Origin of the sequence: Halomonas sp. SS10-MC5 (assembly GCF_015992245.1) — a bacterium.
GTDB classification, from domain to species: domain Bacteria; phylum Pseudomonadota; class Gammaproteobacteria; order Pseudomonadales; family Halomonadaceae; genus Halomonas; species Halomonas sulfidoxydans.
The window spans coordinates 455,918-478,623 of record NZ_CP065435.1; the positions used below are offsets into that span (position 1 = coordinate 455,918).

21 protein-coding genes, 2 tRNA genes and 3 rRNA genes are annotated in these 22,706 nt (G+C 64.1%); 14 read left to right on the forward strand and 12 right to left on the reverse strand.

The window, feature by feature from the left end; genetic code table 11:
• The first annotated feature begins 353 nt into the window (after positions 1–353).
• The 7 genes from I4484_RS02095 to I4484_RS20815 all read left to right on the forward strand — a co-directional run bounded on the left by I4484_RS02095 (position 354) and on the right by I4484_RS20815 (position 8,037).
• Positions 354–1,893: ribosomal RNA gene (locus tag I4484_RS02095) — 16S ribosomal RNA — on the forward strand.
• Between the two features lie 96 nt (positions 1,894–1,989).
• Positions 1,990–2,066: transfer RNA gene (locus tag I4484_RS02100), tRNA-Ile, on the forward strand.
• A 109-nt stretch (positions 2,067–2,175) separates the two neighbouring features.
• Positions 2,176–2,251: transfer RNA gene (locus I4484_RS02105), tRNA-Ala, on the forward strand.
• 198 nt (positions 2,252–2,449) lie between these two features.
• A 23S ribosomal RNA gene (locus I4484_RS02110) occupies positions 2,450–5,339 on the forward strand.
• Positions 5,340–5,440: 101 nt separating this feature from the next.
• A 5S ribosomal RNA gene (gene rrf, locus I4484_RS02115) occupies positions 5,441–5,556 on the forward strand.
• Together the 16S, 23S and 5S rRNA genes with 2 tRNA genes alongside form the textbook arrangement of a ribosomal RNA operon.
• A 278-nt stretch (positions 5,557–5,834) precedes the next feature.
• Entirely contained in the window at positions 5,835–6,035 is a 201-nt protein-coding gene (locus I4484_RS02120; RefSeq protein ID WP_197449402.1) for a hypothetical protein, read from the forward strand.
• 118 nt (positions 6,036–6,153) lie between these two features.
• Positions 6,154–8,037, forward strand: coding sequence for a methyl-accepting chemotaxis protein (locus I4484_RS20815; protein WP_234283634.1), 1,884 nt, complete (start codon positions 6,154–6,156; stop codon positions 8,035–8,037).
• An 81-nt stretch (positions 8,038–8,118) separates the two neighbouring features.
• Here I4484_RS20815 and I4484_RS02130 read toward each other — a convergent pair whose 3' ends face one another.
• A complete protein-coding gene (locus I4484_RS02130) occupies positions 8,119–8,940 on the reverse strand; it encodes a Tim44 domain-containing protein (RefSeq protein ID WP_197449403.1) in 822 nt (273 codons plus the stop codon).
• A 98-nt stretch (positions 8,941–9,038) separates the two neighbouring features.
• Between I4484_RS02130 and I4484_RS02135 the strand changes: the two genes are divergently transcribed.
• Entirely contained in the window at positions 9,039–9,614 is a 576-nt protein-coding gene (locus tag I4484_RS02135; RefSeq protein ID WP_197449404.1) for an isochorismatase family protein, read from the forward strand.
• A gap of 5 nt (positions 9,615–9,619) precedes the next feature.
• On the opposite strand, the gene yaaA is transcribed toward I4484_RS02135, so the two are convergent.
• Together yaaA and I4484_RS02145 are read right to left on the reverse strand one after the other, a co-directional pair.
• The gene (yaaA, locus tag I4484_RS02140) at positions 9,620–10,399 is read right to left on the reverse strand and encodes a peroxide stress protein YaaA (RefSeq protein ID WP_197449405.1); all 780 of its coding nucleotides are present in this window, start codon (positions 10,397–10,399) and stop codon (positions 9,620–9,622) included.
• 122 nt (positions 10,400–10,521) lie between these two features.
• Positions 10,522–11,553 (reverse strand): NADP(H)-dependent aldo-keto reductase, encoded by a 1,032-nt coding sequence (locus I4484_RS02145; RefSeq protein WP_197449406.1) that lies wholly within the window; start codon positions 11,551–11,553, stop codon positions 10,522–10,524.
• Between the two features lie 247 nt (positions 11,554–11,800).
• Between I4484_RS02145 and I4484_RS02150 the strand changes: the two genes are divergently transcribed.
• Together I4484_RS02150 and I4484_RS02155 are read left to right on the forward strand one after the other, a co-directional pair.
• Complete coding sequence (locus I4484_RS02150; protein WP_197449407.1) at positions 11,801–12,319, forward strand: tetratricopeptide repeat protein; 519 nt, start codon at positions 11,801–11,803, stop codon at positions 12,317–12,319.
• Positions 12,320–12,374: 55 nt separating this feature from the next.
• Positions 12,375–12,875, forward strand: coding sequence for a hypothetical protein (locus tag I4484_RS02155; protein WP_197449408.1), 501 nt, complete (start codon positions 12,375–12,377; stop codon positions 12,873–12,875).
• Between the two features lie 17 nt (positions 12,876–12,892).
• Here the strand turns inward: I4484_RS02155 and I4484_RS02160 are convergent, their stop codons facing one another.
• From I4484_RS02160 to I4484_RS02195, 8 genes are all read right to left on the reverse strand, one after another.
• Positions 12,893–13,864, reverse strand: a complete 972-nt coding sequence (locus I4484_RS02160; protein WP_197449409.1) for an NAD(P)H-quinone oxidoreductase — start codon at positions 13,862–13,864, stop codon at positions 12,893–12,895.
• A gap of 11 nt (positions 13,865–13,875) precedes the next feature.
• Positions 13,876–14,433, reverse strand: a complete 558-nt coding sequence (locus I4484_RS02165; RefSeq protein WP_197449410.1) for a TIGR00730 family Rossman fold protein — start codon at positions 14,431–14,433, stop codon at positions 13,876–13,878.
• A gap of 66 nt (positions 14,434–14,499) precedes the next feature.
• Complete coding sequence (locus tag I4484_RS02170; protein WP_197449411.1) at positions 14,500–15,021, reverse strand: DUF501 domain-containing protein; 522 nt, start codon at positions 15,019–15,021, stop codon at positions 14,500–14,502.
• Positions 14,993–15,322 (reverse strand): hypothetical protein, encoded by a 330-nt coding sequence (locus I4484_RS02175; RefSeq protein WP_197449412.1) that lies wholly within the window; start codon positions 15,320–15,322, stop codon positions 14,993–14,995. The genes I4484_RS02170 and I4484_RS02175 overlap by 29 nt, the downstream gene beginning before the upstream one ends.
• 86 nt (positions 15,323–15,408) lie before the next feature.
• Positions 15,409–15,879, reverse strand: a complete 471-nt coding sequence (gene ybaK, locus I4484_RS02180) for a Cys-tRNA(Pro) deacylase (protein WP_197449413.1) — start codon at positions 15,877–15,879, stop codon at positions 15,409–15,411.
• Complete coding sequence (locus I4484_RS02185) at positions 15,876–16,289, reverse strand: thioesterase family protein (protein WP_197449414.1); 414 nt, start codon at positions 16,287–16,289, stop codon at positions 15,876–15,878. The genes ybaK and I4484_RS02185 overlap by 4 nt, the downstream gene beginning before the upstream one ends.
• A gap of 79 nt (positions 16,290–16,368) precedes the next feature.
• Complete coding sequence (locus I4484_RS02190; protein WP_197449415.1) at positions 16,369–17,184, reverse strand: hypothetical protein; 816 nt, start codon at positions 17,182–17,184, stop codon at positions 16,369–16,371.
• A 36-nt stretch (positions 17,185–17,220) separates the two neighbouring features.
• Entirely contained in the window at positions 17,221–17,655 is a 435-nt protein-coding gene (locus tag I4484_RS02195; protein WP_197450893.1) for a hypothetical protein, read from the reverse strand.
• Between the two features lie 35 nt (positions 17,656–17,690).
• Here I4484_RS02195 and I4484_RS02200 point away from each other — a divergent pair, with 35 nt between their 5' ends.
• Positions 17,691–18,869, forward strand: a complete 1,179-nt coding sequence (locus I4484_RS02200; RefSeq protein WP_197449416.1) for a MalY/PatB family protein — start codon at positions 17,691–17,693, stop codon at positions 18,867–18,869.
• 50 nt (positions 18,870–18,919) lie between these two features.
• Here the strand turns inward: I4484_RS02200 and I4484_RS02205 are convergent, their stop codons facing one another.
• Complete coding sequence (locus tag I4484_RS02205) at positions 18,920–19,852, reverse strand: tetratricopeptide repeat protein (RefSeq protein WP_197449417.1); 933 nt, start codon at positions 19,850–19,852, stop codon at positions 18,920–18,922.
• A gap of 199 nt (positions 19,853–20,051) precedes the next feature.
• Here I4484_RS02205 and I4484_RS02210 point away from each other — a divergent pair, with 199 nt between their 5' ends.
• From I4484_RS02210 to I4484_RS02220, 3 genes are read left to right on the forward strand one after another with little or no spacing between them, the layout of a single operon-like run.
• Positions 20,052–20,720 carry a VWA domain-containing protein gene (locus I4484_RS02210; protein ID WP_197449418.1) on the forward strand — a complete coding sequence of 223 codons (669 nt, stop codon included), beginning with the start codon at positions 20,052–20,054 and terminating at the stop codon, positions 20,718–20,720.
• 29 nt (positions 20,721–20,749) lie between these two features.
• Complete coding sequence (locus tag I4484_RS02215) at positions 20,750–21,733, forward strand: kinase (protein ID WP_234283632.1); 984 nt, start codon at positions 20,750–20,752, stop codon at positions 21,731–21,733.
• Positions 21,723–22,580 carry a protein phosphatase 2C domain-containing protein gene (locus I4484_RS02220; protein WP_197449420.1) on the forward strand — a complete coding sequence of 286 codons (858 nt, stop codon included), beginning with the start codon at positions 21,723–21,725 and terminating at the stop codon, positions 22,578–22,580. The genes I4484_RS02215 and I4484_RS02220 overlap by 11 nt, the downstream gene beginning before the upstream one ends.
• The last annotated feature ends 126 nt before the right edge of the window (positions 22,581–22,706 follow it).

Below are 22,706 nucleotides of genomic sequence, written 5' to 3' on the forward strand. Positions count from 1 at the left end.
GCTTGCGGTCGCCGGCTCAGGCGGGGCTTCGCGGTCAGGATCACCTCGGTGGCGGCCTCGAAGAGAGTTGACAAACTCCGACGCTTCAGTAGAATACGCCTTCCTCGCAGGGCGCTGGCGAGGCCCCTCGGTCACGGGATCGACGGCCGCGACAGCAAGCGAGCTGCTCTTTAACAATCGATCAGGTAATTCATGTGGGCGCTTGTCGATGAGGTGGTGAGAAGTCACACCATTTCAAGGCAAGCGACTCGTCGAGACCTTCGGGTCTTTTGAGAAGCTTTGACCTTGAGCCGAGTTTGGTTCGCTTTCGTCCGTTTCTTCGGGAAGGGGCGAGCAAGAACCGCAATGATTTGAAACTGAAGAGTTTGATCATGGCTCAGATTGAACGCTGGCGGCAGGCCTAACACATGCAAGTCGAGCGGCAGCACGGGGAGCTTGCTCCCTGGTGGCGAGCGGCGGACGGGTGAGTAATGCATAGGAATCTGCCCGGTAGTGGGGGATAACCTGGGGAAACCCAGGCTAATACCGCATACGTCCTACGGGAGAAAGCAGGGGACCTTCGGGCCTTGCGCTATCGGATGAGCCTATGTCGGATTAGCTGGTTGGTGAGGTAACGGCTCACCAAGGCGACGATCCGTAGCTGGTCTGAGAGGATGATCAGCCACATCGGGACTGAGACACGGCCCGAACTCCTACGGGAGGCAGCAGTGGGGAATATTGGACAATGGGCGCAAGCCTGATCCAGCCATGCCGCGTGTGTGAAGAAGGCCCTCGGGTTGTAAAGCACTTTCAGTGGGGAAGAACGCCTTCCGGCTAATACCCGGGAGGAAAGACATCACCCACAGAAGAAGCACCGGCTAACTCCGTGCCAGCAGCCGCGGTAATACGGAGGGTGCGAGCGTTAATCGGAATTACTGGGCGTAAAGCGCGCGTAGGCGGCTTGATAAGCCGGTTGTGAAAGCCCCGGGCTCAACCTGGGAACGGCATCCGGAACTGTCAGGCTAGAGTGCAGGAGAGGAAGGTAGAATTCCCGGTGTAGCGGTGAAATGCGTAGAGATCGGGAGGAATACCAGTGGCGAAGGCGGCCTTCTGGACTGACACTGACGCTGAGGTGCGAAAGCGTGGGTAGCAAACAGGATTAGATACCCTGGTAGTCCACGCCGTAAACGATGTCGACTAGCCGTTGGGTCCTTCGCGGACTTTGTGGCGCAGTTAACGCGATAAGTCGACCGCCTGGGGAGTACGGCCGCAAGGTTAAAACTCAAATGAATTGACGGGGGCCCGCACAAGCGGTGGAGCATGTGGTTTAATTCGATGCAACGCGAAGAACCTTACCTACCCTTGACATCCTGCGAACCCTTCGGAGACGAAGGGGTGCCTTCGGGAACGCAGAGACAGGTGCTGCATGGCTGTCGTCAGCTCGTGTTGTGAAATGTTGGGTTAAGTCCCGTAACGAGCGCAACCCTTGTCCCTATTTGCCAGCGATTCGGTCGGGAACTCTAGGGAGACTGCCGGTGACAAACCGGAGGAAGGTGGGGACGACGTCAAGTCATCATGGCCCTTACGGGTAGGGCTACACACGTGCTACAATGGTCAGTACAAAGGGTTGCGAACTTGCGAGAGTGAGCTAATCCCAGAAAGCTGATCTCAGTCCGGATCGGAGTCTGCAACTCGACTCCGTGAAGTCGGAATCGCTAGTAATCGTGAATCAGAATGTCACGGTGAATACGTTCCCGGGCCTTGTACACACCGCCCGTCACACCATGGGAGTGGACTGCACCAGAAGTGGTTAGCCTAACCTTCGGGAGGGCGATCACCACGGTGTGGTTCATGACTGGGGTGAAGTCGTAACAAGGTAGCCGTAGGGGAACCTGCGGCTGGATCACCTCCTTAAACGACGTATCACGCCTCGCGGCAAGTGCTCACAATGAATTACCTGATCGGCCAGAGCAAAGACTGTTTGGGTCGACGACCCAGTGGTTGTAAGCCGGGTCTGTAGCTCAGTTGGTTAGAGCGCACCCCTGATAAGGGTGAGGTCGGCAGTTCAAATCTGCCCAGACCCACCAATTTCGCCGGATACGGCGTTGCTTTGAACCTCGCATAGCGAGCTATGCGTCGGCCCAAAGCGCCTTGTCTCCGACGAAATTCATCGCCAGTTGCAATGCGGTGATCAGTGGGGCCATAGCTCAGCTGGGAGAGCGCCTGCCTTGCACGCAGGAGGTCAGCGGTTCGATCCCGCTTGGCTCCACCATTTCTCCAAGCCAGTCTTGATCTGCAGAGACCAGCGGCAAGTCATCAGACTTTCCACTGTTCTCTGAACAGTCTGCTCTTTAACAATGTGAATCATGCTGACACGTTTTCTCCGCAAGGAGAAAGCAAAAGTGATACGTTTCAAGCGTATCCGGCAATTGTCGTACGTGATCGCAGACCAGACCCCTTCGGGTTATATGGTCAAGCGATTAAGCGCATACGGTGGATGCCTTGGCAGCCAGAGGCGATGAAGGACGTGGTAGCCTGCGATAAGGCTCGGTGAGGTGGCAAACAACCTGTGACCCGGGCATTTCCGAATGGGGAAACCCACCCAGCACCAGCTGGGTATCCCACACTGAATCCATAGGTGTTGGGAGGCGAACCGGGGGAACTGAAACATCTAAGTACCCCGAGGAAAAGAAATCAACCGAGATTCCCCCAGTAGCGGCGAGCGAACGGGGAGTAGCCCTTAAGCGGCACGACTGGTAGGCGAACGAGCTGGGAAGCTCGACCATAGGGGGTGATAGTCCCGTAGCCGAAACCTGAGTGTCGTGAAATCGAGTAGGTCGGGGCACGTGAAACCTTGACTGAAGACGGGGGGACCATCCTCCAAGGCTAAATACTCCTGGCTGACCGATAGTGAACCAGTACCGTGAGGGAAAGGCGAAAAGAACCCCGGAGAGGGGAGTGAAATAGATCCTGAAACCGTATGCGTACAAGCAGTGGGAGCCCCTTCGTGGGGTGACCGCGTACCTTTTGTATAATGGGTCAGCGACTTATTTTCAGTGGCGAGCTTAACCGAATAGGGGAGGCGTAGGGAAACCGAGTCTTAACTGGGCGACCAGTCGCTGGGAATAGACCCGAAACCGGGCGATCTATCCATGAGCAGGTTGAAGGTTGAGTAACATCAACTGGAGGACCGAACCAGGATCTGTTGAAAAAGATTTGGATGACTTGTGGATCGGAGTGAAAGGCTAATCAAGCTCGGAGATAGCTGGTTCTCCTCGAAAGCTATTTAGGTAGCGCCTCACGTATCACCACCGGGGGTAGAGCACTGTTTCGGCTAGGGGGCCATCCCGGCTTACCAACCCGAGGCAAACTCCGAATACCGGTGAGTGCAAGCGTGGGAGACACACGGCGGGTGCTAACGTCCGTCGTGAAAAGGGAAACAACCCAGACCGTCAGCTAAGGTCCCGAAATCCTGGTTAAGTGGGAAACGATGTGGGAAGGCTCAGACAGCTAGGAGGTTGGCTTAGAAGCAGCCATCCTTTAAAGAAAGCGTAATAGCTCACTAGTCGAGTCGGCCTGCGCGGAAGATGTAACGGGGCTAAACCAGGTACCGAAGCTACGGGTTCGTCGAATGACGAGCGGTAGAGGAGCGTCGTGTAAGCCGATGAAGGTGGATTGAGAAGTCTGCTGGAGGTATCACGAGTGCGAATGCTGACATGAGTAACGACAAGGGGAGTGAAAAACTCCCCCGCCGGAAGACCAAGGGTTTCTGTTCGACGCTAATCGGAGCAGAGTGAGTCGGCCCCTAAGGCGAGGCCGAAAGGCGTAGTCGATGGGAAACGGGTCAATATTCCCGTACCTCACTGTATTGCGATGGGGGGACGAAGAAGGCTAGGTGGGCCAGGCGTTGGTTGTCCTGGTGAAAGCCAGTAGGCTGGGATCTTAGGCAAATCCGGGATCCCAAGGCCGAGAGGCGAGACGAACACCCCACGGGGTGGAAGTCATCGATGCCACGCTTCCAGGAAAAGCCTCTAAGCTTCAGATACAGTGGGACCGTACCCCAAACCGACACAGGTGGTCAGGTAGAGAATACCCAGGCGCTTGAGAGAACTCGGGTGAAGGAACTAGGCAAAATGGTGCCGTAACTTCGGGAGAAGGCACGCCGCGTTAGTGTGAAGGCCCTCGCGGCTGGAGCACGAGGCGGTCGAAGATACCAGGTGGCTGCAACTGTTTATTAAAAACACAGCACTCTGCAAACGCGCAAGCGGACGTATAGGGTGTGACGCCTGCCCGGTGCCGGAAGGTTAAGTGATGGTGTTAGCCCTCGGGCGAAGCTCCTGATCGAAGCCCCGGTAAACGGCGGCCGTAACTATAACGGTCCTAAGGTAGCGAAATTCCTTGTCGGGTAAGTTCCGACCTGCACGAATGGCGTAATGATGGCCACGCTGTCTCCACCCGAGACTCAGTGAAATTGAAATCGCAGTGAAGATGCTGTGTACCCGCGGCTAGACGGAAAGACCCCGTGAACCTTTACTATAGCTTCACACTGGACGCTGATGTTGCTTGTGTAGGATAGCTGGGAGGCTAGGAACCCCGGACGCCAGTTCGGGTGGAGCCAACCTTGAAATACCAGCCTGGCATCATTGGCGTTCTAACTCAGGTCCGTGATCCGGATCGAGGACAGTGTGTGGTGGGTAGTTTGACTGGGGCGGTCTCCTCCCAAAGCGTAACGGAGGAGCACGAAGGTACCCTCAGCACGGTCGGAAATCGTGCATTGAGTGCAAGAGCATAAGGGTGCTTGACTGCGAGACAGACACGTCGAGCAGGTACGAAAGTAGGTTCTAGTGATCCGGTGGTTCTGTATGGAAGGGCCATCGCTCAACGGATAAAAGGTACTCCGGGGATAACAGGCTGATACCGCCCAAGAGTTCACATCGACGGCGGTGTTTGGCACCTCGATGTCGGCTCATCACATCCTGGGGCTGAAGTCGGTCCCAAGGGTATGGCTGTTCGCCATTTAAAGTGGTACGCGAGCTGGGTTTAGAACGTCGTGAGACAGTTCGGTCCCTATCTGCCGTGGGCGTTGGATGTTTGAGAAGAGCTGCTCCTAGTACGAGAGGACCGGAGTGGACGCACCTCTGGTGTTCCGGTTGTCACGCCAGTGGCATTGCCGGGTAGCTACGTGCGGACGGGATAACCGCTGAAGGCATCTAAGCGGGAAGCCCCCTTCAAGATGAGACATCCCCGAGGCCTCGAGCCTCCTGAAGGGCCCAGCGAGACCAGCTGGTTGATAGGTCGGGTGTGGAAGCGCTGCAAGGCGTTGAGCTAACCGATACTAATGGCCCGTGAGGCTTGACCATATAACCCCAAGGGGTCTGCGCATCGCGCACGATTGACGGATACGCACCGCGCCGGTAGGCGCGGGCGAGACGATCACGCAGCATGATTCCAACCGTTTTCGCCTGACGACCATAGCGAGTGGGAACCACCTGATCCCATGCCGAACTCAGCAGTGAAACCGCTCAGCGCCGATGGTAGTGTGGGGTCTCCCCATGCGAGAGTAGGTCATCGTCAGGCATCTTTTCAGAAACCCCGGCCAACTGGTCGGGGTTTCGCCGTTTAGGGGCCTCCCACGTAGAGTAGCGGAGCGCCGCCCGGCTCGGCAGGCATCTATTCCAAAACCCCGAGTTCGTAAGAGTTCGGGGTTTTGTCGTTCTGGGTAGGCCAAGCCTGGGGCAGGTCAGTGGATCGAGGTTACACTGGCAAACAGGGACATACATGATCGAGTGGCGTAGGAGGTGCCGGAGGTTTAGCGTGGCGTCGTCTACTGAAACCATCGTTACGGAGCAAACTGAGTGAAGCCGATCAGACATGGAAACGTCGCCTGGTTGATGGTGGTGATCGTGGTGGGCCTGTTGGGCTGCAAGGAGTCGGGTCCCGAGGACGTCACCGAGCGCAATATCGACGAGGCAATGGACGAAACTCAAGAGCGGCTCGGAGAGGTGGGTGAGAAAATCGAGAAGGACATGGAAGAGGAGAGAAATGATAACGGGTAGAGGGTGCGCGACCCGCCCGTATGGTTCAAGTTTCTTCCCCGCTCGCCGATAAAGTTGACTAAACGGTCAATGCGGCGAGGCCACCCTGGCGATATGCCGCAGCCAAGGGGAAGTAAAAATGAAAAATCTCACCATCGCCCAGCGGCTGATGTTGATCGTCAGCTTCTGCATGCTCCTCATCGTCGGCGGTGCCACCGCCATCCAGTACCACCTATTCGGCAAGCTGGTGACCGAACGCGTCACGACGGCCGAGTTGCCGGCCACGCTGACGAGTATCCGCAACGATATCGAAGCGACGCTGGCGGCCCCCATCAGCGTAGCCGGGAACCTGGCGCACAATCGCTACCTCAAGGATTGGCTGGTCGCGGGAGAGCCCGAGGCGGAAGCTGACCGAGCCATCGAGTACTTCCATGACATACAACGACGCACCGGGGCCGATGTGGTCTTCTACGTATCGGCGCAGAGCGGCAACTACTACACGGCCAACGGAATCGAGCGCACCCTGAGCCGCGCGGACGACCGCTGGTTCTACGACCTCATCGAGGCCTCCGGTGGCAATGCCTACCAGCTCGATATCGATAACGAAGGCGGTGAACTGAAAGTCTTCATCAATCACGTGATCGAAGCGAACGGTGAGCGTGTCGGCATCGCCGGCGTGGGGTATACCCTGGCGACAATGGCAGCCACTATCCGCGATTATCGCCTGGGTGAGAGCGGTACGGTATTCCTGGCCAGCCGGGATGGCGCCATCAGTATTCATCCCGATGGCGCCGAGCGGGTCGGGCAACCGCTGACGGAGCTGTCGGGCTGGGAAAGCGTCGCCCCCGCTCTACTGGCGGAGGAGGGCTATCGTTTCGCTGCGATGCGTGACCGACAGGGGGCCGAACATCTGGTGGCGGCCATCGACGTGCCCGGCACCAACTGGGTTGCCTTTGCCCAGATTCCGCGCGATGAGCTGTTCGCCGACCTCAACCGGGCGGTCATGCTGATTCTGTTGGCGGTGGGTCTGATCCTGCTGGCCAGCCTGGGAGTGATCGCGCTGCTGTTGCGTGCGCTATTGCGGCCGATACGACGCACTGCCGAAGCCATGCGGGATATCGCCCAGGGAGAGGGGGATCTGACCCTGCGCCTGCCGGTCGACGGCAAGGATGAGAGCGCCGAGCTTGCCGTTCAGTTCAATGCCTTTGCCGACAAGATGCATGACGTGCTGAGCCTAGTGCGGGCCAGCAGCGATGCCGTTCGGCGCGCCGCTCAGGAAATCGCTACCGGCGGCAAGGACATGTCGCGGCGTACCGATCAGGCGGCATCCAGCCTGCAAGAGACCTCGGCTTCCATGGAGGAGATCACCGGCACCGTGGAGAACACCTCTGCGTCATCCCGGGAGGCCAACGCCTTGTCGCAGGCTTCGGCAGAACTCGCCCAGCGCACCAGCGGGCAGGTCGAGCAGGTCGTCGTCACCATGGGGGAGATCCACGAAGCCTCCATTAAGGTCGGCGACATCGTGCGGGTCATGGACGACATCGCCTTTCAGACCAACCTGCTGGCCCTCAATGCCTCGGTCGAGGCGGCACGGGCCGGAGAGAGCGGACGCGGATTCGCCGTAGTAGCCGGCGAGGTACGTCAACTGGCCACGCGTAGTGCAGCGGCCTCGCGTGACATTCGTCAACTGATCGAAGCCTCGGGTGAAAGAGTGCAGAGCGGCACGCACCTGGTCAGCGAGGCTGGCAAGGCCATGCATGAGTTGATGGAAGGGGTGCAGCGCGTGGCGGTCATGCTGGGCGAGATCAGCCATGCCGCGGGTGAGCAGAGCGACGGGATTGGCCAGGTCAATATCGCCGTGGCAGAGCTGGACCGCATGACGCAGCAGAACGCCGCACTGGCGGAGCAGTCCACTACGGCAGCCGACCAGCTCAGTGAGCAGGCCGACCAGTTGGCCTCGATGGTGGGGCGCTTCAAGCTGCGCAGCGATCTGTTGCCGGCGCCTGAGGTCGAGCCGGCCTGAACTGCCATACCGCTACCGCTGCGCATCCGTGGCGAGATGACGAGGGCCGATCCAGGATCGGCCCTCGTCGTGGGAGGACCCTCAGCTGGCGTTCTGCTCGATGCCCTGTAGGTACCAGGGAGCGCCATCGCGCACATCGCGAAGCAGGTGCCATGTCTCGTTGAACTCGGTCTGCTCGCCGTTCTCTTCGAGAATGCCATGGAAGATGACCGTGGCCTCCGCTTGGCCATTTATCTCCCGCACGTTGCCGAGTTCTGCCAACAGGCGGACGATCTCCGTGCGGTTGTTGGCCGGCTGCTTGGCGCGCTCTTCGCGCAGCAGGTTGTAGAGTTCGGGCGTGACGTACTCCTGAATGTCAGCGAAGTCATTATTGTCCCAGGCGCGCTGCAGGGTCATGAAGTGCTCCTTGGCGCCGGACAGGAATCGCTCGCGGTCGAACCAGGCCGGCAGGCTGCCGAAGCTGCCGCCACCCTTGACGGCACCCTGAGCCGGCTGGAAGGCCTCGGGCTCGAACTGTGACGGACGCTCGGCCGCTGGCTGGGGGCCTCCGGCCACGGCGGGGCGGCGGCGCGCCAGCAGGCGGAACAGCAGGAAGCCGAGGCCGGCCATCAGCAGGATGTCCATCAGCCGCAGTTCGTCGAAGGCGCCGCCGAAGAACAGTGCCGCCAGCAGCCCGCCGGCGAGCATGCCGCCCAGCATGCCGGGCATGCGTGAGCCGGTGGCCTGGTTGGATTGCGCCTGGCGTGCCGGAGCGGCCTGGTTGGGTGCCGCGGCCGGCCGGTCGGCCGAGCGCGAGAAGCTGCCGACATTACCGCCGCCGCCCATGCGGCGGGCTTCGGCATGTTCGACGGCCAGGCCAAAGCCCAGCACGGCGACCATCAGCATGACGAGGAAGTGACGCATCGAAGGATTCTCTCTGCAAGGATTGGAGGTAAAGTCGAATTTGGAAGTCCCATTCTACCGGGTATGCTGGGGCCTTGATGGCGAAAATGGAAAAAATCATGCGCGTGACAAGCAAACAGAGCCTGCTGCTGATCGTGGACCTTCAGGCCGGCCTGCTGCCGGTCATCGATGGGGGTGACCAGGCCGTGGCCGAGGCGGCGTGGCTGGGGGGAATCGCCGGCATCCTGGGCGTGCCTGTCTGGCTCACGGAGCAGTATCCCGAGGGCCTGGGCAGCAGCGAGCCGCGGCTGCTGGAAGCGCTACCCGGCCATCGGCTGTGGCGTAAGGTTCACTTCAATGCCCATGCCGAGCCGGATTTTGCCGCTGCGCTGGAGGCGAGCGGCAAGCGACAGGTCGTGCTGTGCGGCAGCGAAGCCCATATTTGCGTGTTGCAGACTGGCCTGGGGCTGCTGGAAGCGGGCTACGAGGTGTACTGGCTCAGCGAGGCGACGGTCAGCCGGCGTGCCGAGGAGGCAAGGCTCGCCCGCGAGCGCATGATACGTGCAGGCGCGACCCCGGTGAGTGCCGACATGGTGGCCTACGAGTGGCTCGCGCGCTGTGACGAGGAGCCTTTCCGCCAGGTCCACAAGCGCTTTCTCAAGCCACGATCGGCGCGCCCGCTACGTTTCTTCTGAAACGCTCAGCCCTGGTTCTCGCGGCGAGTGAAGACCAGGGTGTCGCCTTCCGACATGGCAGGATTGAAGGCATAACCCGCCACATCGAACGCCTTGAGTTCATCGGGGTCGTCCAGGCGCTCACGAATCATCCAGGCGGCCATGAGGCCGCGTGCCTTCTTGGCGTAGAAGCTGATGATCTTGAACGTGCCGTTCTTCTCGTCCTTGAACACCGGTGTGATCACACGGGCATCCAGCCGCTTGGTATCGACGGCCTTGAAGTACTCGTTGGAGGCCAGGTTGACCAGCACCTTCGAGCCGCTGGCGGCAATGGCCTCGTTGAGCGCCTCGGTCAGGGTGCCTTGCCAGTACGCGTATAGATCCTTGCCGGCCGGGTTGGGCAGCCGGGTGCCCATCTCGAGGCGGTAGGGCTGGATCAGGTCGAGCGGGCGCAGCAGCCCGTACAGGCCCGAGAGGATGCGCAGGTGCCGCTGGGCGAATGCGTTGTCCTCGTCGCTGAAGCTTGCGGCTTCGAGACCTAAGTAGACGTCGCCCTGGAAGGCCTGTGCCGCCGGCTTGGCGTTTTCGGGCGTGAAGTGGGGCTGCCATTCCGCGAAGCGGGCGGCGTTGAGTCCGGCCAGCTTGTCGCTGATGCCCATCAGCTTGCTGAGCTGCTGCGGCGAGTAGTCGCGAAGAATGGCAACGAGTCGCTGGCTGTGGTCGAGAAAGTCCGGCTGCGAATGGACGGCCGTGGTGGCAGGGGTCTCGAAATCCAGCGTCTTCGCCGGCGAGATCACGCTCAGCATGGGGCGCTCCTGTAGCTGATAGGGGGCGAAACGGGAATGGAGCGAGTATACCAGCCGCGGGGCAATCATAGGGCTATCGTGGCGATAGCCCCGGCGCATCGAGCATTGGCGAAGGCGACGCCTCAGGGACAGGGGTTGGGGACCTGCCGATGGATTTCGTCGATGGCGTCGAGCACGCTCTGCTCGAGCTTGAGCGATTCGCTGGCCAGGTTGCTCTCGAGCTGCTCCATGGTGGTGGCGCCGATGATGTTGCTGGTGAGGAAACTGCGCGAGTTGACGAAGGCCAGCGCCATCTGGGCCGGATCCAGATCGCTTTCCCGGGCGAGATCGACATAGGCGCGGGTGGCCTGCTCGGCGAGCGGTGAAGTATAGCGCTTGAAGCGCTCGAACAGCGTCAGGCGGGCGTTCTCGGGGCGGGCTCCGTCCAGGTACTTGCCGGACAGCACGCCGAAGCCGAGCGGCGAGTAGGCCAGCAGACCCACGTTCTCGCGATGGGCGACCTCGGCCAGACCGACCTCAAAGGTGCGATTGAGCAGGTTGTAGGGATTCTGGATCGAGGCCACACGCGGCAGATCGAGTCGTTCGGCCAGTTGCAGTGCCTTCATCACGCCCCATGGCGTCTCGTTGGAGAGGCCGATGGCGCGCACCTTGCCGGCAACCACCAGCTCCTTGAGCGCACCCAGGGTCTCTTCCAGAGGAATGGCCTCTTCCTCATCGTCGTGCTCATAGCCCAGCCGGCCGAAATAGTTGGTCGAGCGCTCGGGCCAGTGTAGTTGGTAGAGGTCGACATAATCGGTCTGCAGCCGGGCAAGGCTGGCGTCGATGGCCTGGTGGATATGCTGGCGATCGAGGTGCGGGCCGCCGCGGATATGCTCGAGGCCGGGGCCGGTCACCTTGGTGGCGATGATGACATCGTCGCGACTCTCGCGGCGCCTGAGCCAGTTACCGATGTAGGCCTCGGTGCGACCCTGGGTCTCGGGGCGGGGGGGAACCGGATACATCTCGGCGGCGTCGATGAAATTGATGCCGAAGGCTACGGCGCGGTCGAGCTGTTCATGGGCCTCGGCTTCGCTGTTCTGCTCGCCGAACGTCATGGTGCCCAGGCAAAGGCGACTGACCTCGATGCCCGTGTCGCCAAGCGGTCGCGTCTGCATCATCGCTCCTGTATGAGGTAGGGTCGGAAGCGTTCTCGTGGCATATCCAGAGCCATGCTAGCCGAGGCCTACCAAGGCAGCAAATCGTGGGGGTTGAGTCGCCGCCGGGGCGAGCGTATGCTGGCGACCCTCAGCGGCCCCGGCGGAGTCCCGCGGCGAGCTCAAGACAGGCCATGGCGAAGATCACAGGGGCGTGAGCGTAGCGTCAACTGGCCAGCTTCAAGACGAACGCAAGGTTGTTTGCACCATGACGCAGGCATCATCACTGTTTACCCGGCTCGAGTACCGTCTTGCGGAGCAGCTCTTTCATACGCGCTGGCTGCCCCGCTCGCCGCGTACCCAGCGTTTGACCATGCACCTCTTCGAGCGCTGCGCCGATGCCGGCCACCCTGCCGCGCTATCGCTCTACGGGCATATGCTCTTCCAGCGCGGCGTCAGTCCGCAGGACAAGGCGCGCGGCGCGCGCTACGTTCTCGAGGCGGCACAGGCCGGCAATCTCAAGGCTCAGTTCCAGGCGGGGCGCATTCTCGAGCACGGCTGCGCCCAGTATCCGCGTCGCGAGGAGCGCGCCGTGACCTGGTATGCCCGCGCCGGCGAGGCCGGACATCCACTCGCCGCGCTTCGCCTGGCCAGGGCCTACCGCCTGGGCGAGTTGGGGTTGCCGGTGGACAGTGCCCAGGCCGAGCGCTGGCAGGCTCTGGCCGACCGCCATGCAGGCCTGGAAGGTGACGAGCTGGACATGGACGACCTCCAGGCCCGACACTGACCCTTCCCTGCCACGGCTATGCAAGACGGCCCCGCTTTCGAGGACACGCCCATTCGTGACGCTGCCGACACTGCTGGATATCGAGGCGTCCGGGTTCGGGCGCGGTAGCTACCCCATCGAGATCGGCCTGGCGCGGGCCGACGGCAGCTGTTGCGCTTTCCTCATCCAACCCTTGGTGGAATGGACGCACTGGGACCCCAAGGCCGAGCTGCTGCATGGGATTTCCCGGGCGCGACTGCAGCGCGAAGGGCTGCCCGTGGCCCAGGTCGCCCGCTGGCTCAACGACGAGCTGGGTGAGATCGGCGTGGCCTACAGTGACAGCTGGGGGTACGACAATACCTGGCTATCGCTGCTGTTCCACCACGCCGGCATGCTGCCGGCCTTCCGCCTCGAGGCGCTGCGTATCCTGCTCAGTGAGCAGCAGCTTGCCTGCTGGCACAGGACCCGCGAGGCGCTGGTCAAGGAGTTGGGCATCCATCGTCATCGCGCCGGTGAGGATGCCCGGCTGCTGCAGCTTACCTATCAGCGCACCCGCCAGCAGGCCGATTGCGGCTAGGCTGTGCGAAGCCGGCGTCAGCTCTCTCCGCCCACCTCGAGCAGTACCTTGCCGATATTGGCGTCCCGCTCGACATGGGCGTGGGCGGCTTCGGCCTCGGTGATCGGCCAGGTGCGGTCGATCAAGGGTCGAATCTCGCCGCTCGCCAGGCGCGGCCAGACATGGGCCAGCAACGCGTCGAGAATGGCACCCTTGGCCGCCGGCGGCTTGGCGCGCAACGTCGAGCCGATCAGCCGCTGGCGCTTCATCAGCATTCGCCCCAGGTCGAGTTCGGCGCGGCGTCCTCCCATGAGTCCGATCAGCACCAGGCGCCCGCCGACATTGAGCACGCGCTGGTTGTCCGCCAGATAAGCACCGCCCACGGGGTCGAGGATCAAGTCGGCGCCACCCCATTGCTTCACGGCTTCCACGAAGCTGCCCTGGTGGCGATTGAACACGCCGTCGGCACCCAGCTCGCGGCAGGCGGCGAGCTTGTCATCGCTGCCTGCGGTTACGAAGCAGGGATGGCCGAAGGCCCGGCAGAGCTGGATCGCCGCGGTGCCCACGCCACTGGCGCCGGCATGCAGCAGGACGCGCTCGCCGGTCGCCAGCTGGCCTTCCATGAACAGGTTGAGCCAGGCGGTGGCGAACACCTCGGGGAGCGCGGCCGCCTCGCGCAGGCCGAAGCCGTCCGGCAGCGGCAGCACCTGCCTTGCATCGACCACCACCTCCTCGGCATAGCCGCCGCCCGCCAGCAGGGCGCAGACCCGCTCTCCCGGGCGCAGGCCATCGACGCCGGCGCCGACCTCGATCACCGTACCGCTGACCTCGAGACCGAGAAGGTGGCTGGCCCCGGGTGGCGGCGGGTAGTGGCCGCTGCGCTGCATCAGGTCGGCGCGATTGACGCCGGCCCAGGCGACGCGTAGGCGTACCTCTCCCGCCGCGGGACCCTCGGGGGCGGGCTGGTCATGCCAGCGCAGGCAATCCTCATCGACGGCAATGGCATGCATGGGCAGTCTCCCTAGGTGGTGGTCTCGGTGAGCCGGGCTTCCAGGGCATCCAGCAGGGCGGTGGGCTCCTCGGCATCGACCAGGCAGCTGCGGGTGCGGGCATTGAGGAAGCCGTGCTCAACGGTGCTGTCGAGGAAGGCCAGCAGGGGGGAGTAGAAGCCGGCGGTATCGAGTACGCCGATGGGCTTGTCGTGAAGCCCCAGGTACTGCCAGGTCCAGGCCTCGAACAGCTCCTCCAGCGTGCCGATGCCGCCGGGCAGGGCGATAAACGCATCGGCATGGGCGGCCATGCTGGCCTTGCGCTCGTGCATGTTGTTCACGCGAATCAGGGTCGGCAGCCTCTCGTGTGCCTGCTCGCGCTCCACCAGGTGGTCGGGCATCACGCCGATGACGTCGCCGCCGCCTTCCAGCACGGCGTTGGCCAGTTCCCCCATCAGGCCGATGCGGGCGCCGCCATAGACCAGGCCATGCCCGCGCGCGGCCAGCTCACGCCCGAGCGCTCGGGTGGCTTCAACGAAAGCGGGATCCCGACCGTCACGGGAGCCCAGGTAGACACAGAATCTCGACATGCGCTTCTCCTTGGCAAGCCCTTATCCTAGCTGCCGGGGAGAGGCTTCGAAAGCGTCGAAATCGCGTCAGGGCAGGCAGTCGGCCACGGCGAACTCGGCGTCGAGCCACTGGCCGATGACGTTGGAGCCGCACAGGTGGTGGGCGTACTGGGTGTGCAGGCAGCGCACCTGGTCCCAGTTGGCAATGCCGCCGACGCCGCGTTCGCGCAATACCGCCTCGTAGCCGAGGCGCTCGACCTCGCTGCGCTGCGCCGGGCTCATGTTGCGCCAGCGGGTCTCGACATAATCGCGATGGCTGGCATGGTAGGCGGCGAGAAAATCGGCGTCGTCCCGCAGCCTGGCCTCGAGCTGCTTGATCACGCCACTGGCTTCGATCCGGGAGATGGCGACCTTGAGTCGCTCGGAGCAGAGCCAGTAGAGCGTGGGAAAGGGCTTGCCGTCGACGATGGGGGCCATGCGCAGCACCAGGGGTGTGCCTTCGCCATCGGTGGCGGCGACCGCCTCGATGCCGCGCGGGGCTCGCCCCAGCTGCTCGGCGATGATGCTCAGCTGGCGGGCGTCAGGCATCTGGTCGGTCTGGATCACCATCGTTGCGGTCCCGTACGAACTTGTTGGAGCGGCCCACGGCGCGAAAGAAGGTCCGGTTGAGCTGCTCTGGCGTGGGCACGTAGCCACGCCACTGGCGTTCGCAGTACTCGTTGGCCCGCGCCATCAGCACGTCGTAGAGGCGATTGAACGGCGCATCATAATCGTAGGGGTCGGCGCCGAACAAGCGGATATGCGGATAGTCGGCGAACCGCTCCATGAAATAGCGCTCCAGGTCGGCCTCCACGGCGCGATGCTGGGCCACGTTGTCGGGGTCGAGCCAAAGGTTGTAGCGGATGCCCATCATGCTCTCCTGCCAGGATGTATGGCCCCGCATTCCGTCGGGGCATGATGTTTTGACCACGAGAGCGCGGGGTCGGCTCATGCGAATCAGGTACGCGCCAATGGGGCCAGGTGCGCACGACACAGGCGGATCAGGTCGGCAGGCGCCAGGGCGATCTCCAGGCCGCGGCGTCCACCGCTGACATGCATCCGTTCAAGTGGCTCGGCGCTGGCGTCGAGGAAGGTCGGCAGGCGTTTCTTCTGGCCCAGCGGACTGATGCCGCCCAGCACGTAACCGGTGGCGCGCTCGGCCTCGGCCGCTTCGGCCATGCTCGCACGCCGGGCGCCGGCCGCCCTGGCCAGCGCCTTGAGATCGAGCTGGCCGGTGACCGGCACGATGCCCACCGCCAGGCGCCCATCGTCGAGGCAGGCGACCAGGGTCTTGAACACGCAGCGCGGATCGAGCCCCAGGGCGCGTGCCGCCTCCTCGCCGTAGGCCGGCGCGCGCGGGTCGTGCTCATAGCTGAGCAGCGCGAAGGCAGCGCCGTCGCGTTCCAGCGCCTTGACGGCCGGGGTCATGCGTCGCTTGTCTCCTCGAGCGGCTGCAGATGGGCCTCGAGGGCTTCGCGCAGCTCACCTACGATGGGCACGGCACGCTTCAGGCCGTGGTCGAAATGCACCATCACGGTATGCCCCAGGTTGGTCAGCCTTCCTTTCTGCCAGGCTTCCTGGGTCACGGTGAAGGAGCTGTTGCCCAGCCGCGAGACGTAAGTGCGGATCTCGATGTCGCTGCCGTAGTGCAGTTCGGCGCGATAGTCGATCTCCATGCGAGCCATGATCAGCCGCCACTGGCGCGGGTCGAGATCCGGCGTGAACAGGCGGAACAGGTCGTTGCGTGCCAGCTCGAACCAGGCGGGCAGCCGGGTATTGTTGACGTGGCCGAGGGCGTCAGTGTCGTAGAAGGCGGGTTCGATGGTGCGCACGAACATGTGAGAGTCCCTTTGCTGTCTTGTGGTCTTGTGGCAAGCCGATGGCAGAGGGACAGCATTGCCCCGAGCAAACGCTAGGTCAAGTGCCGACGGACCGCCTCTCCCCCTGCCATGCCTGCAGCCGCATCCAGCCCAGCAGCCACAGCGTAGCGACCGCGAATCCCGCCAGAGTGCCCCACAGCAGGCCCAGGGTGGCATAGGTGAGCGAGATGCAAAGGGCGTAGCAGAGCAGCGCACCCAGGCCGGCCGGATAGTGCTTGATCACCGTGGCGGCCGGGGCCGCGCCGTGGGTGAGGTGCAGGATCACCAGCAGCGGATACATCGAGATCGGGAAGGCTGCCAGGATGCCGGCCCACGAGGTCGGCAGCACATGCGCCAGGCCGGTGACCACGAAGACGATGGCGGTGGCGAGCCCGGCACGAAGCATGAGCGGCTTCCAGCGCGAGCTGTCATGAGGCACCTTGACCCGGGTTTCCGGCACGTGCCGATAGAGCCAGGTGAAGGCGAAGATGGCCACCAGTGTCACCAGGGTCCCGCCCAGGCGATCGAAATCGAAGCGCGTCAGCACCAGGCTGGTCAGCCACCAGGCGACGAGGCCGCCCAGGGTGCCGGTGAGGATGCCGACGAGCCCGTCGCGGCGCCCGCACAGCAGGTACCCACCGCCCAGCGCCATGGTGGCGGTGAAGCCCGCCAGGCTGAACACGGCGCTCTCGGCGGCGAAGCCGGGTGAGATCTCCAGGCCGATGAAGAACAGCGCAATGGCCGTACCCAGCGGGTAGCCGGAAAGCAGCCCGGCCACCCGCGTGCTGACGCGCTCGGCCACGACCGACAGGCCGAGCACGATACCGATCGATACCGCAAGCTTGGCCAGCTGCCAGCTCAGGGGGACTTCCATGGCGAATTTCCTTGCACTGGTGCAATGGGGGCGCGGTTAGATGAGCCGCAAGCCCTGGCGATCGGCCCAGGCGGCGCCCACCGCGTGGGTCAGTGTCACCTGCAGATGGTCGGGCAGGGCAGCACGGGCCTCGTCGACGCTGGCGAAATCGCGGTTGCGTAGCCAGCAGTAGGCCCAGGCACAGGCCTCGTCGTCGCTCTTCGGCACCGGGCGCGCCGGCATCTGGATCAGCAGGAAGGTGGCGGTGCGTGCCGCCCACAGCGGAATGTCATCTTCCGCGCCCGGCTCGCTCCAGGCCTCGAGCGTGGCGCCGTCGGGTGTGGCCTCGGGTTCGCCCAGGCGGGCGACGCGGGCCGTCTCGGCCAGGATCAGCGCGAGGCGGTCCGGATCGCCCTGGCCGAGCCGACGCCACTGGGCGATCAATTCCGGCATGCCACGGCGTACCTTGGCATAGAAGCCGCTTTGCGGCATGGTTTCGCTCATACAGCTGCTTCCGAGGAGAGAACATGGAGTTCGATTTTGCCACGCCCATCGAACGTCGCCACCCCGATCGGGGCGAGTGGCCGTCGCAGAAGTGGCATCGCTATGATGCCAGTATTCTGCCGCTGTGGGTGGCCGACATGGATTTTCGCTCCCCTCCCGAAGTGGTCGAGGCGCTGCGTCAGCGGGTCGATCATGGCGTCTTCGGCTACGGGCTGGTGCCCGACAGCCTGCGGGGCACCCTGTGTGAATGGAGCGCTCGGGAGTACGACTGGCCGATCGAGCCGGAGTGGCAGCTGTGGCTGCCCGGCGTGGTGCCGGCCCTGCACCTGGCCAGCCTGGCCCTGACCGAGCCGGGCGAGGGGGTGCTGACCAGCACGCCGATCTACCCGCCGTTCCTGAAGGTGGCCGAGCGTACCGGGCGCCTGGCCCAGCAGGCCCCACTGGGCGAGCCGGTGGCGCCCGGTGAGCCGTGGCGGCTCGACCTGGAGGCGCTGGAGGCGGCGATCACTCCCGAGACACGCCTGCTGCTCTGGTGCCATCCCCACAACCCCACCGGCCGGGTGTGGCGGCACGAGGAGCTCGCTGGGCTGGCGGCCCTGGTCGAGCGGCACGACCTGCTGGTGGTGTCCGACGAACTGCACTGCGACCTGCTGCTCGACGAAGGGGCCGCGCACCGGCCGCTGGCAGCGGCTTTCCCGGCGCTGGCGGCACGTACCATCACGCTGTGGGCGCCTTCCAAGACCTTCAATCTCGCCGGCCTCACCGCAGCCTGTGCGGTGATTTCCGACGTTGCGTTGCGCCAGCGTTTCGCCGCCGCCATGCGAGGATTGCTGCCGGACGTCAACGTGATGGGGCTGGTGGCCGCCGAGGTCGCCTATGGCCAATGCCATGCGTGGCGCCAGGCCCTGCTAGAGACGCTTCGCGGCCACCGCCAGACGCTCAGCAAGCGCGTCGCCGCGTGGCCGGGCGCGAGCATGAGCGTACCGCAATCGACCTATCTGGCCTGGCTCGACCTGCGCCGCGCCGAAGGGCTGGCACGGTATCGAGGCTCGCCTCAGCGGGTGTTGATGGAGCAGGCAGGGGTGGCGCTCTCCGATGGCGCCGACTTCGGCTGGCCGGGCTTCGTGCGGCTCAATTTCGGCACCACCGCGTCACAGCTCGAGGAAGCCTTGAAGCGCCTCGATACGGTGCTGAAGGGATGAAGCGCACGTGATGAGGCGGCCCATCGGGCCGCCATCGGTTCGGCAACGGGTCAGTACAGCAGCGTGAACAGCTTGCGGCGATAGGTCACGGTCAAGGGATGGTCGGCGCCCAGCGCATCGAAGACTCGCAGCAGGGTCAGGCGTGCCGCATCGTCCCCGTAGCCCCGATCCTTGCGCATCACGCCGAGCAGTCCCTCCAGCCCGGCCTCGTAGTCGCCGTCGGCTACCTGGCGCAGGGCGCGCTTGAAATTCGCCTCGCTGTCGTCGCGCCCGGCCAGTGCGGCGAGCTCGTCGTCGCTCGGTGCCTCCTTGCGGAACTCGACGCTGGCGCGCACGCCCCGGGCCGGAGCGGCGTCGCGCTCCTCGGGCGGCAGGTTGTCCAGCAGTGCCAGGGCCTCTTCACTGCGGCCTTCCGCCACCAGCGCGCGAGCCAATTCCACCTGGTAGGGGTAGTGTTCGGGGTGCTGCTGCACGAGCTGCTCGTAGAGCGTGCGGGCCGTGGCGGCGTCGCCCTGGGCCAAGGCCTCGGCGGCCTGCTCCTCGGGGCTGGCCGGCGCGTCTTCCGGCGCGGGGAAGTAGCGTGACAGCCACTCGCGGATCTCCTTCTCGGGCAGCGCGCCCTGGAAATGGTCGACCAGGCCGCCCTGGCTGATGAGCTTGACGTCCGGCACCGAGCGCACGCCGAGCTGGGCGGCGATCTCCTGGTTCTCCTCGATGTTGAGCTTGGCCAGGAGGAAGCTACCGCGATACTCCCGGGTCAGCTTCTCGAGGAGCGGCATCAGCGTCTTGCAGGGCTGGCACCAGGGTGCCCAGCAGTCGAGCAGCACCGGCACCTGCATGGAAACTTCCAGGACCTGCTGGATGTTGTTGCGGTCGACGTCGATGATCAACTGCTCATCGCCGGGCGCCGCTTCCTGCGGTGACGGGGTAGATTGCTGGGGCGCCGTCAGCGGGGCGCCATTGCGAGGGTCGACGATGGACATGGAAACGGCCTTGCACGAAGAGTGAGTTTGTTCGAAAGATGCGGGTAAAGGCCGCGGGATTCAAGGGGGGCGGATGTTGGCTCCCGCGGCGCGTTGGTTGACGAGCGGCTGCAGTCGCGGCATCCATCCCGGGGCTGTGATAGTCTCGTCCTCGTTCGGCCGTATCGGTGCCGGGCATCCAGACATGAGGAGCCGTGGGATGGCAACGTACCGACTGAACCGCGACAGCGACCTGATCGACAACCCTTCGCCGCGCTGCGCCTGCATGCTGGTACTGGATACCTCGGCGTCGATGTCGGGGCCGCCGATTCGTGAACTGAACGCCGGCGTCCAGGCCTTCATTTCGGCGGTTCAGGAAGACGATATGGCCGCCTGCTCCGTCGAGCTCGGGGTAATTACCGCTGGCGGCAAGGTCACCGAGCAGCTGCCCTTCACCACGGCCATGAACATAGCGCAGTGTCGCCAGTTCACCGCCGCCGGGCTGACGCCGCTGGGCAGCGCCATGGAGCTGGCACTGGATCGCCTGGAAGAGCGCACCGCGGCCTACCGCAAGGCGGGGGTCGCCTATTACCAGCCGTGGCTCGTGGTGATCAGCGATGGCGTACCGACCGACCAGTGGCAGGCCGCGTCGACCAGGGCTCGTACCCTGGCCCAGCAGCGCAAGCTGGTGGTCATGCCGGTGGGCGTCGAGGAGGCCGACCTCGAGGCGCTCAGCGCCTTCTCCACCCGGCCGGCCAAGCGCCTCGACGGGTTGAAGTTTCGCGAGTTCTTCCTGTGGCTCTCGGCCAGCATGAGCCGCGTCTCGGCGTCGGCGTCGATCACCGACCAGGTCAAGCTGCCGCCCACGGACAGCTGGGACAGCATCTAGTCCGGATGCGTGGCGTCGAAGGAGGTCGAGTGGTTGCACGCGCACTGGTGGTGACGGATTCACAGGGCAAGCAGCGCCGGCTCGGCAGGCGCCTCGAGCGTGGCGGCGAGGGCGAGATCTTCGCCCTGCGGGATCGCCCCGACGTGATCGTCAAGTGGTACTACCCCGAGGTGCTCGATAAGCGCGGCGAGGAGCTGCATCGCAAGGTCGAGGCCATGCGCGGCCTGCGCGATGCCCACATGACGCGTGACGTCTGTTGGCCGCTGATTCGCGTGTTCGACGAGCGGCATCGCTGGATCGGCTTCGCCATGTACCGGGCACGCGGCGTGAAGATGAGCTTCCTCGCGCATGCCCTGCTCTGCGAGCGCTATTTCCCCGGCCTCGACCGGCGCCGGATCGTCGCCTACCTGATCCGCTTCATCGAGATCGTCCAGCAGTTGCACGAAGCCGGGGTCTGCATCGGTGACTACAACCTCAACAACGTCTTCTGCGTGCCATCATCCGGGCAGGTGACGCTGATCGACTGCGACAGCTACCAGCTACGCGTCGACGGCACCTTCTATCCCTGCCCCGTCGGCAGCCCCGACATGACCCCCAAGGAGCACCAGGGGGTTTCCTTCCGCCATACCGTGCGCACGCCGCGCAGCGAGGCGTTCTCGCTGGCCATCGTACTGTTCAAGTGCCTGATGCTGGGTCGCCATCCCTACGACATCGTCGGGGGCGACGACCCGGTACGCAATCTGCGGCGTGGCAACTTCGCCTATGGCCGCGGCCAGCGCGACGTGCCCCAGGGCGTATGGTACGAACTCTGGAGGGAGCTGCCCGACACCCTGCGCGACATGTTCGTGACCACCTTCACGGTAGGGGCCAATGCACCCGCCCAGCGGGCCACGCTGGCCCAGTGGCATGCCGCCCTGAGCGACTACCGCGAGGCGATGGCGGCAGGGCGGTGCGCCGTGCACCTGGCCAAACCCGGCCGGCCGCGTCGCTCGCAGGTGCAGCATGCCCGCTGAATCGCAGCTCGCCCGGAGCGCACCGGGACTCACCTGGTCGGCACTGAGTGTCGCCACCGTCGGACTGGCGCATCTGGAGCGCCTGCCCCCCTTGCCTTGCCAGGATGCCGCGGGTGCCGTGGCGACTCCGCGACCTGCGCTCGTGGTGGCCGACGGAGCCGGCAGCTCACCGGCGTCGGACCAGGGCGCACGCACCCTGGTCGCCGCTATGTTGCGTCTGGCCGATACCCTGGAGGCGCAACTGGCCTGGCTGCTCGATGCCGACGCGGAGCCGGGGCCCGAGGCCATCCGCCAGTTCGCCGGGCTGCTGGTGCGTCATGCGCAGGGCACGCTCGAGGATCTGGCCTGTGAGCAGCACCGACCGGTGCGCGACCTGCGCTGTACGCTGCTGCTGGCACTGGCCGGGCGCGAGAGGCTGCTGTGGCTCAAGGTGGGCGATGGCGAACTGGTGTTGGAGCGGGCGGTATCCAGCGACGCCGGAGAGGGGGGTGAAGCGGAGCTGACGCCGCATCTCTCGACCCTGGGCGAACGCGGCAGGGGGGAGTTCGCCAACCAGACATGCTTCGTCGACGAACGCCTGGGCTTCGAGCAGGTGCAGTACGGCTGCGAATCGACGGCGGCACTGACGGGGGTCGCGCTGCTCAGCGACGGGGCGGCCGAGAAGCTGGTCTCGCTCGATGGGCAACAGGTGGCAGGACAGCTCAGCCACTGGCTCGACGACTTGCGCCAGGGGCGGTTGCGCCAGCGGGACCTGGTGCGTCGCTTCTACGGAGAGAGCTTCTGCCGCGGTACCAGCGGTGACGACCGCAGCATTGCCCTGCTGGCCAGGGAACTGGAAGCGCTGTGAGGCGTCGATGACCATGAAGGGGCACAACCTCCGGCGTGGACGCGGAGACTTGCAAGATTCGTGCACGCCGTAGGCTATGCTTTGCCGTAGAGGCTCCAGCAGCTGTCGACTCGCCGCGATGCCAGG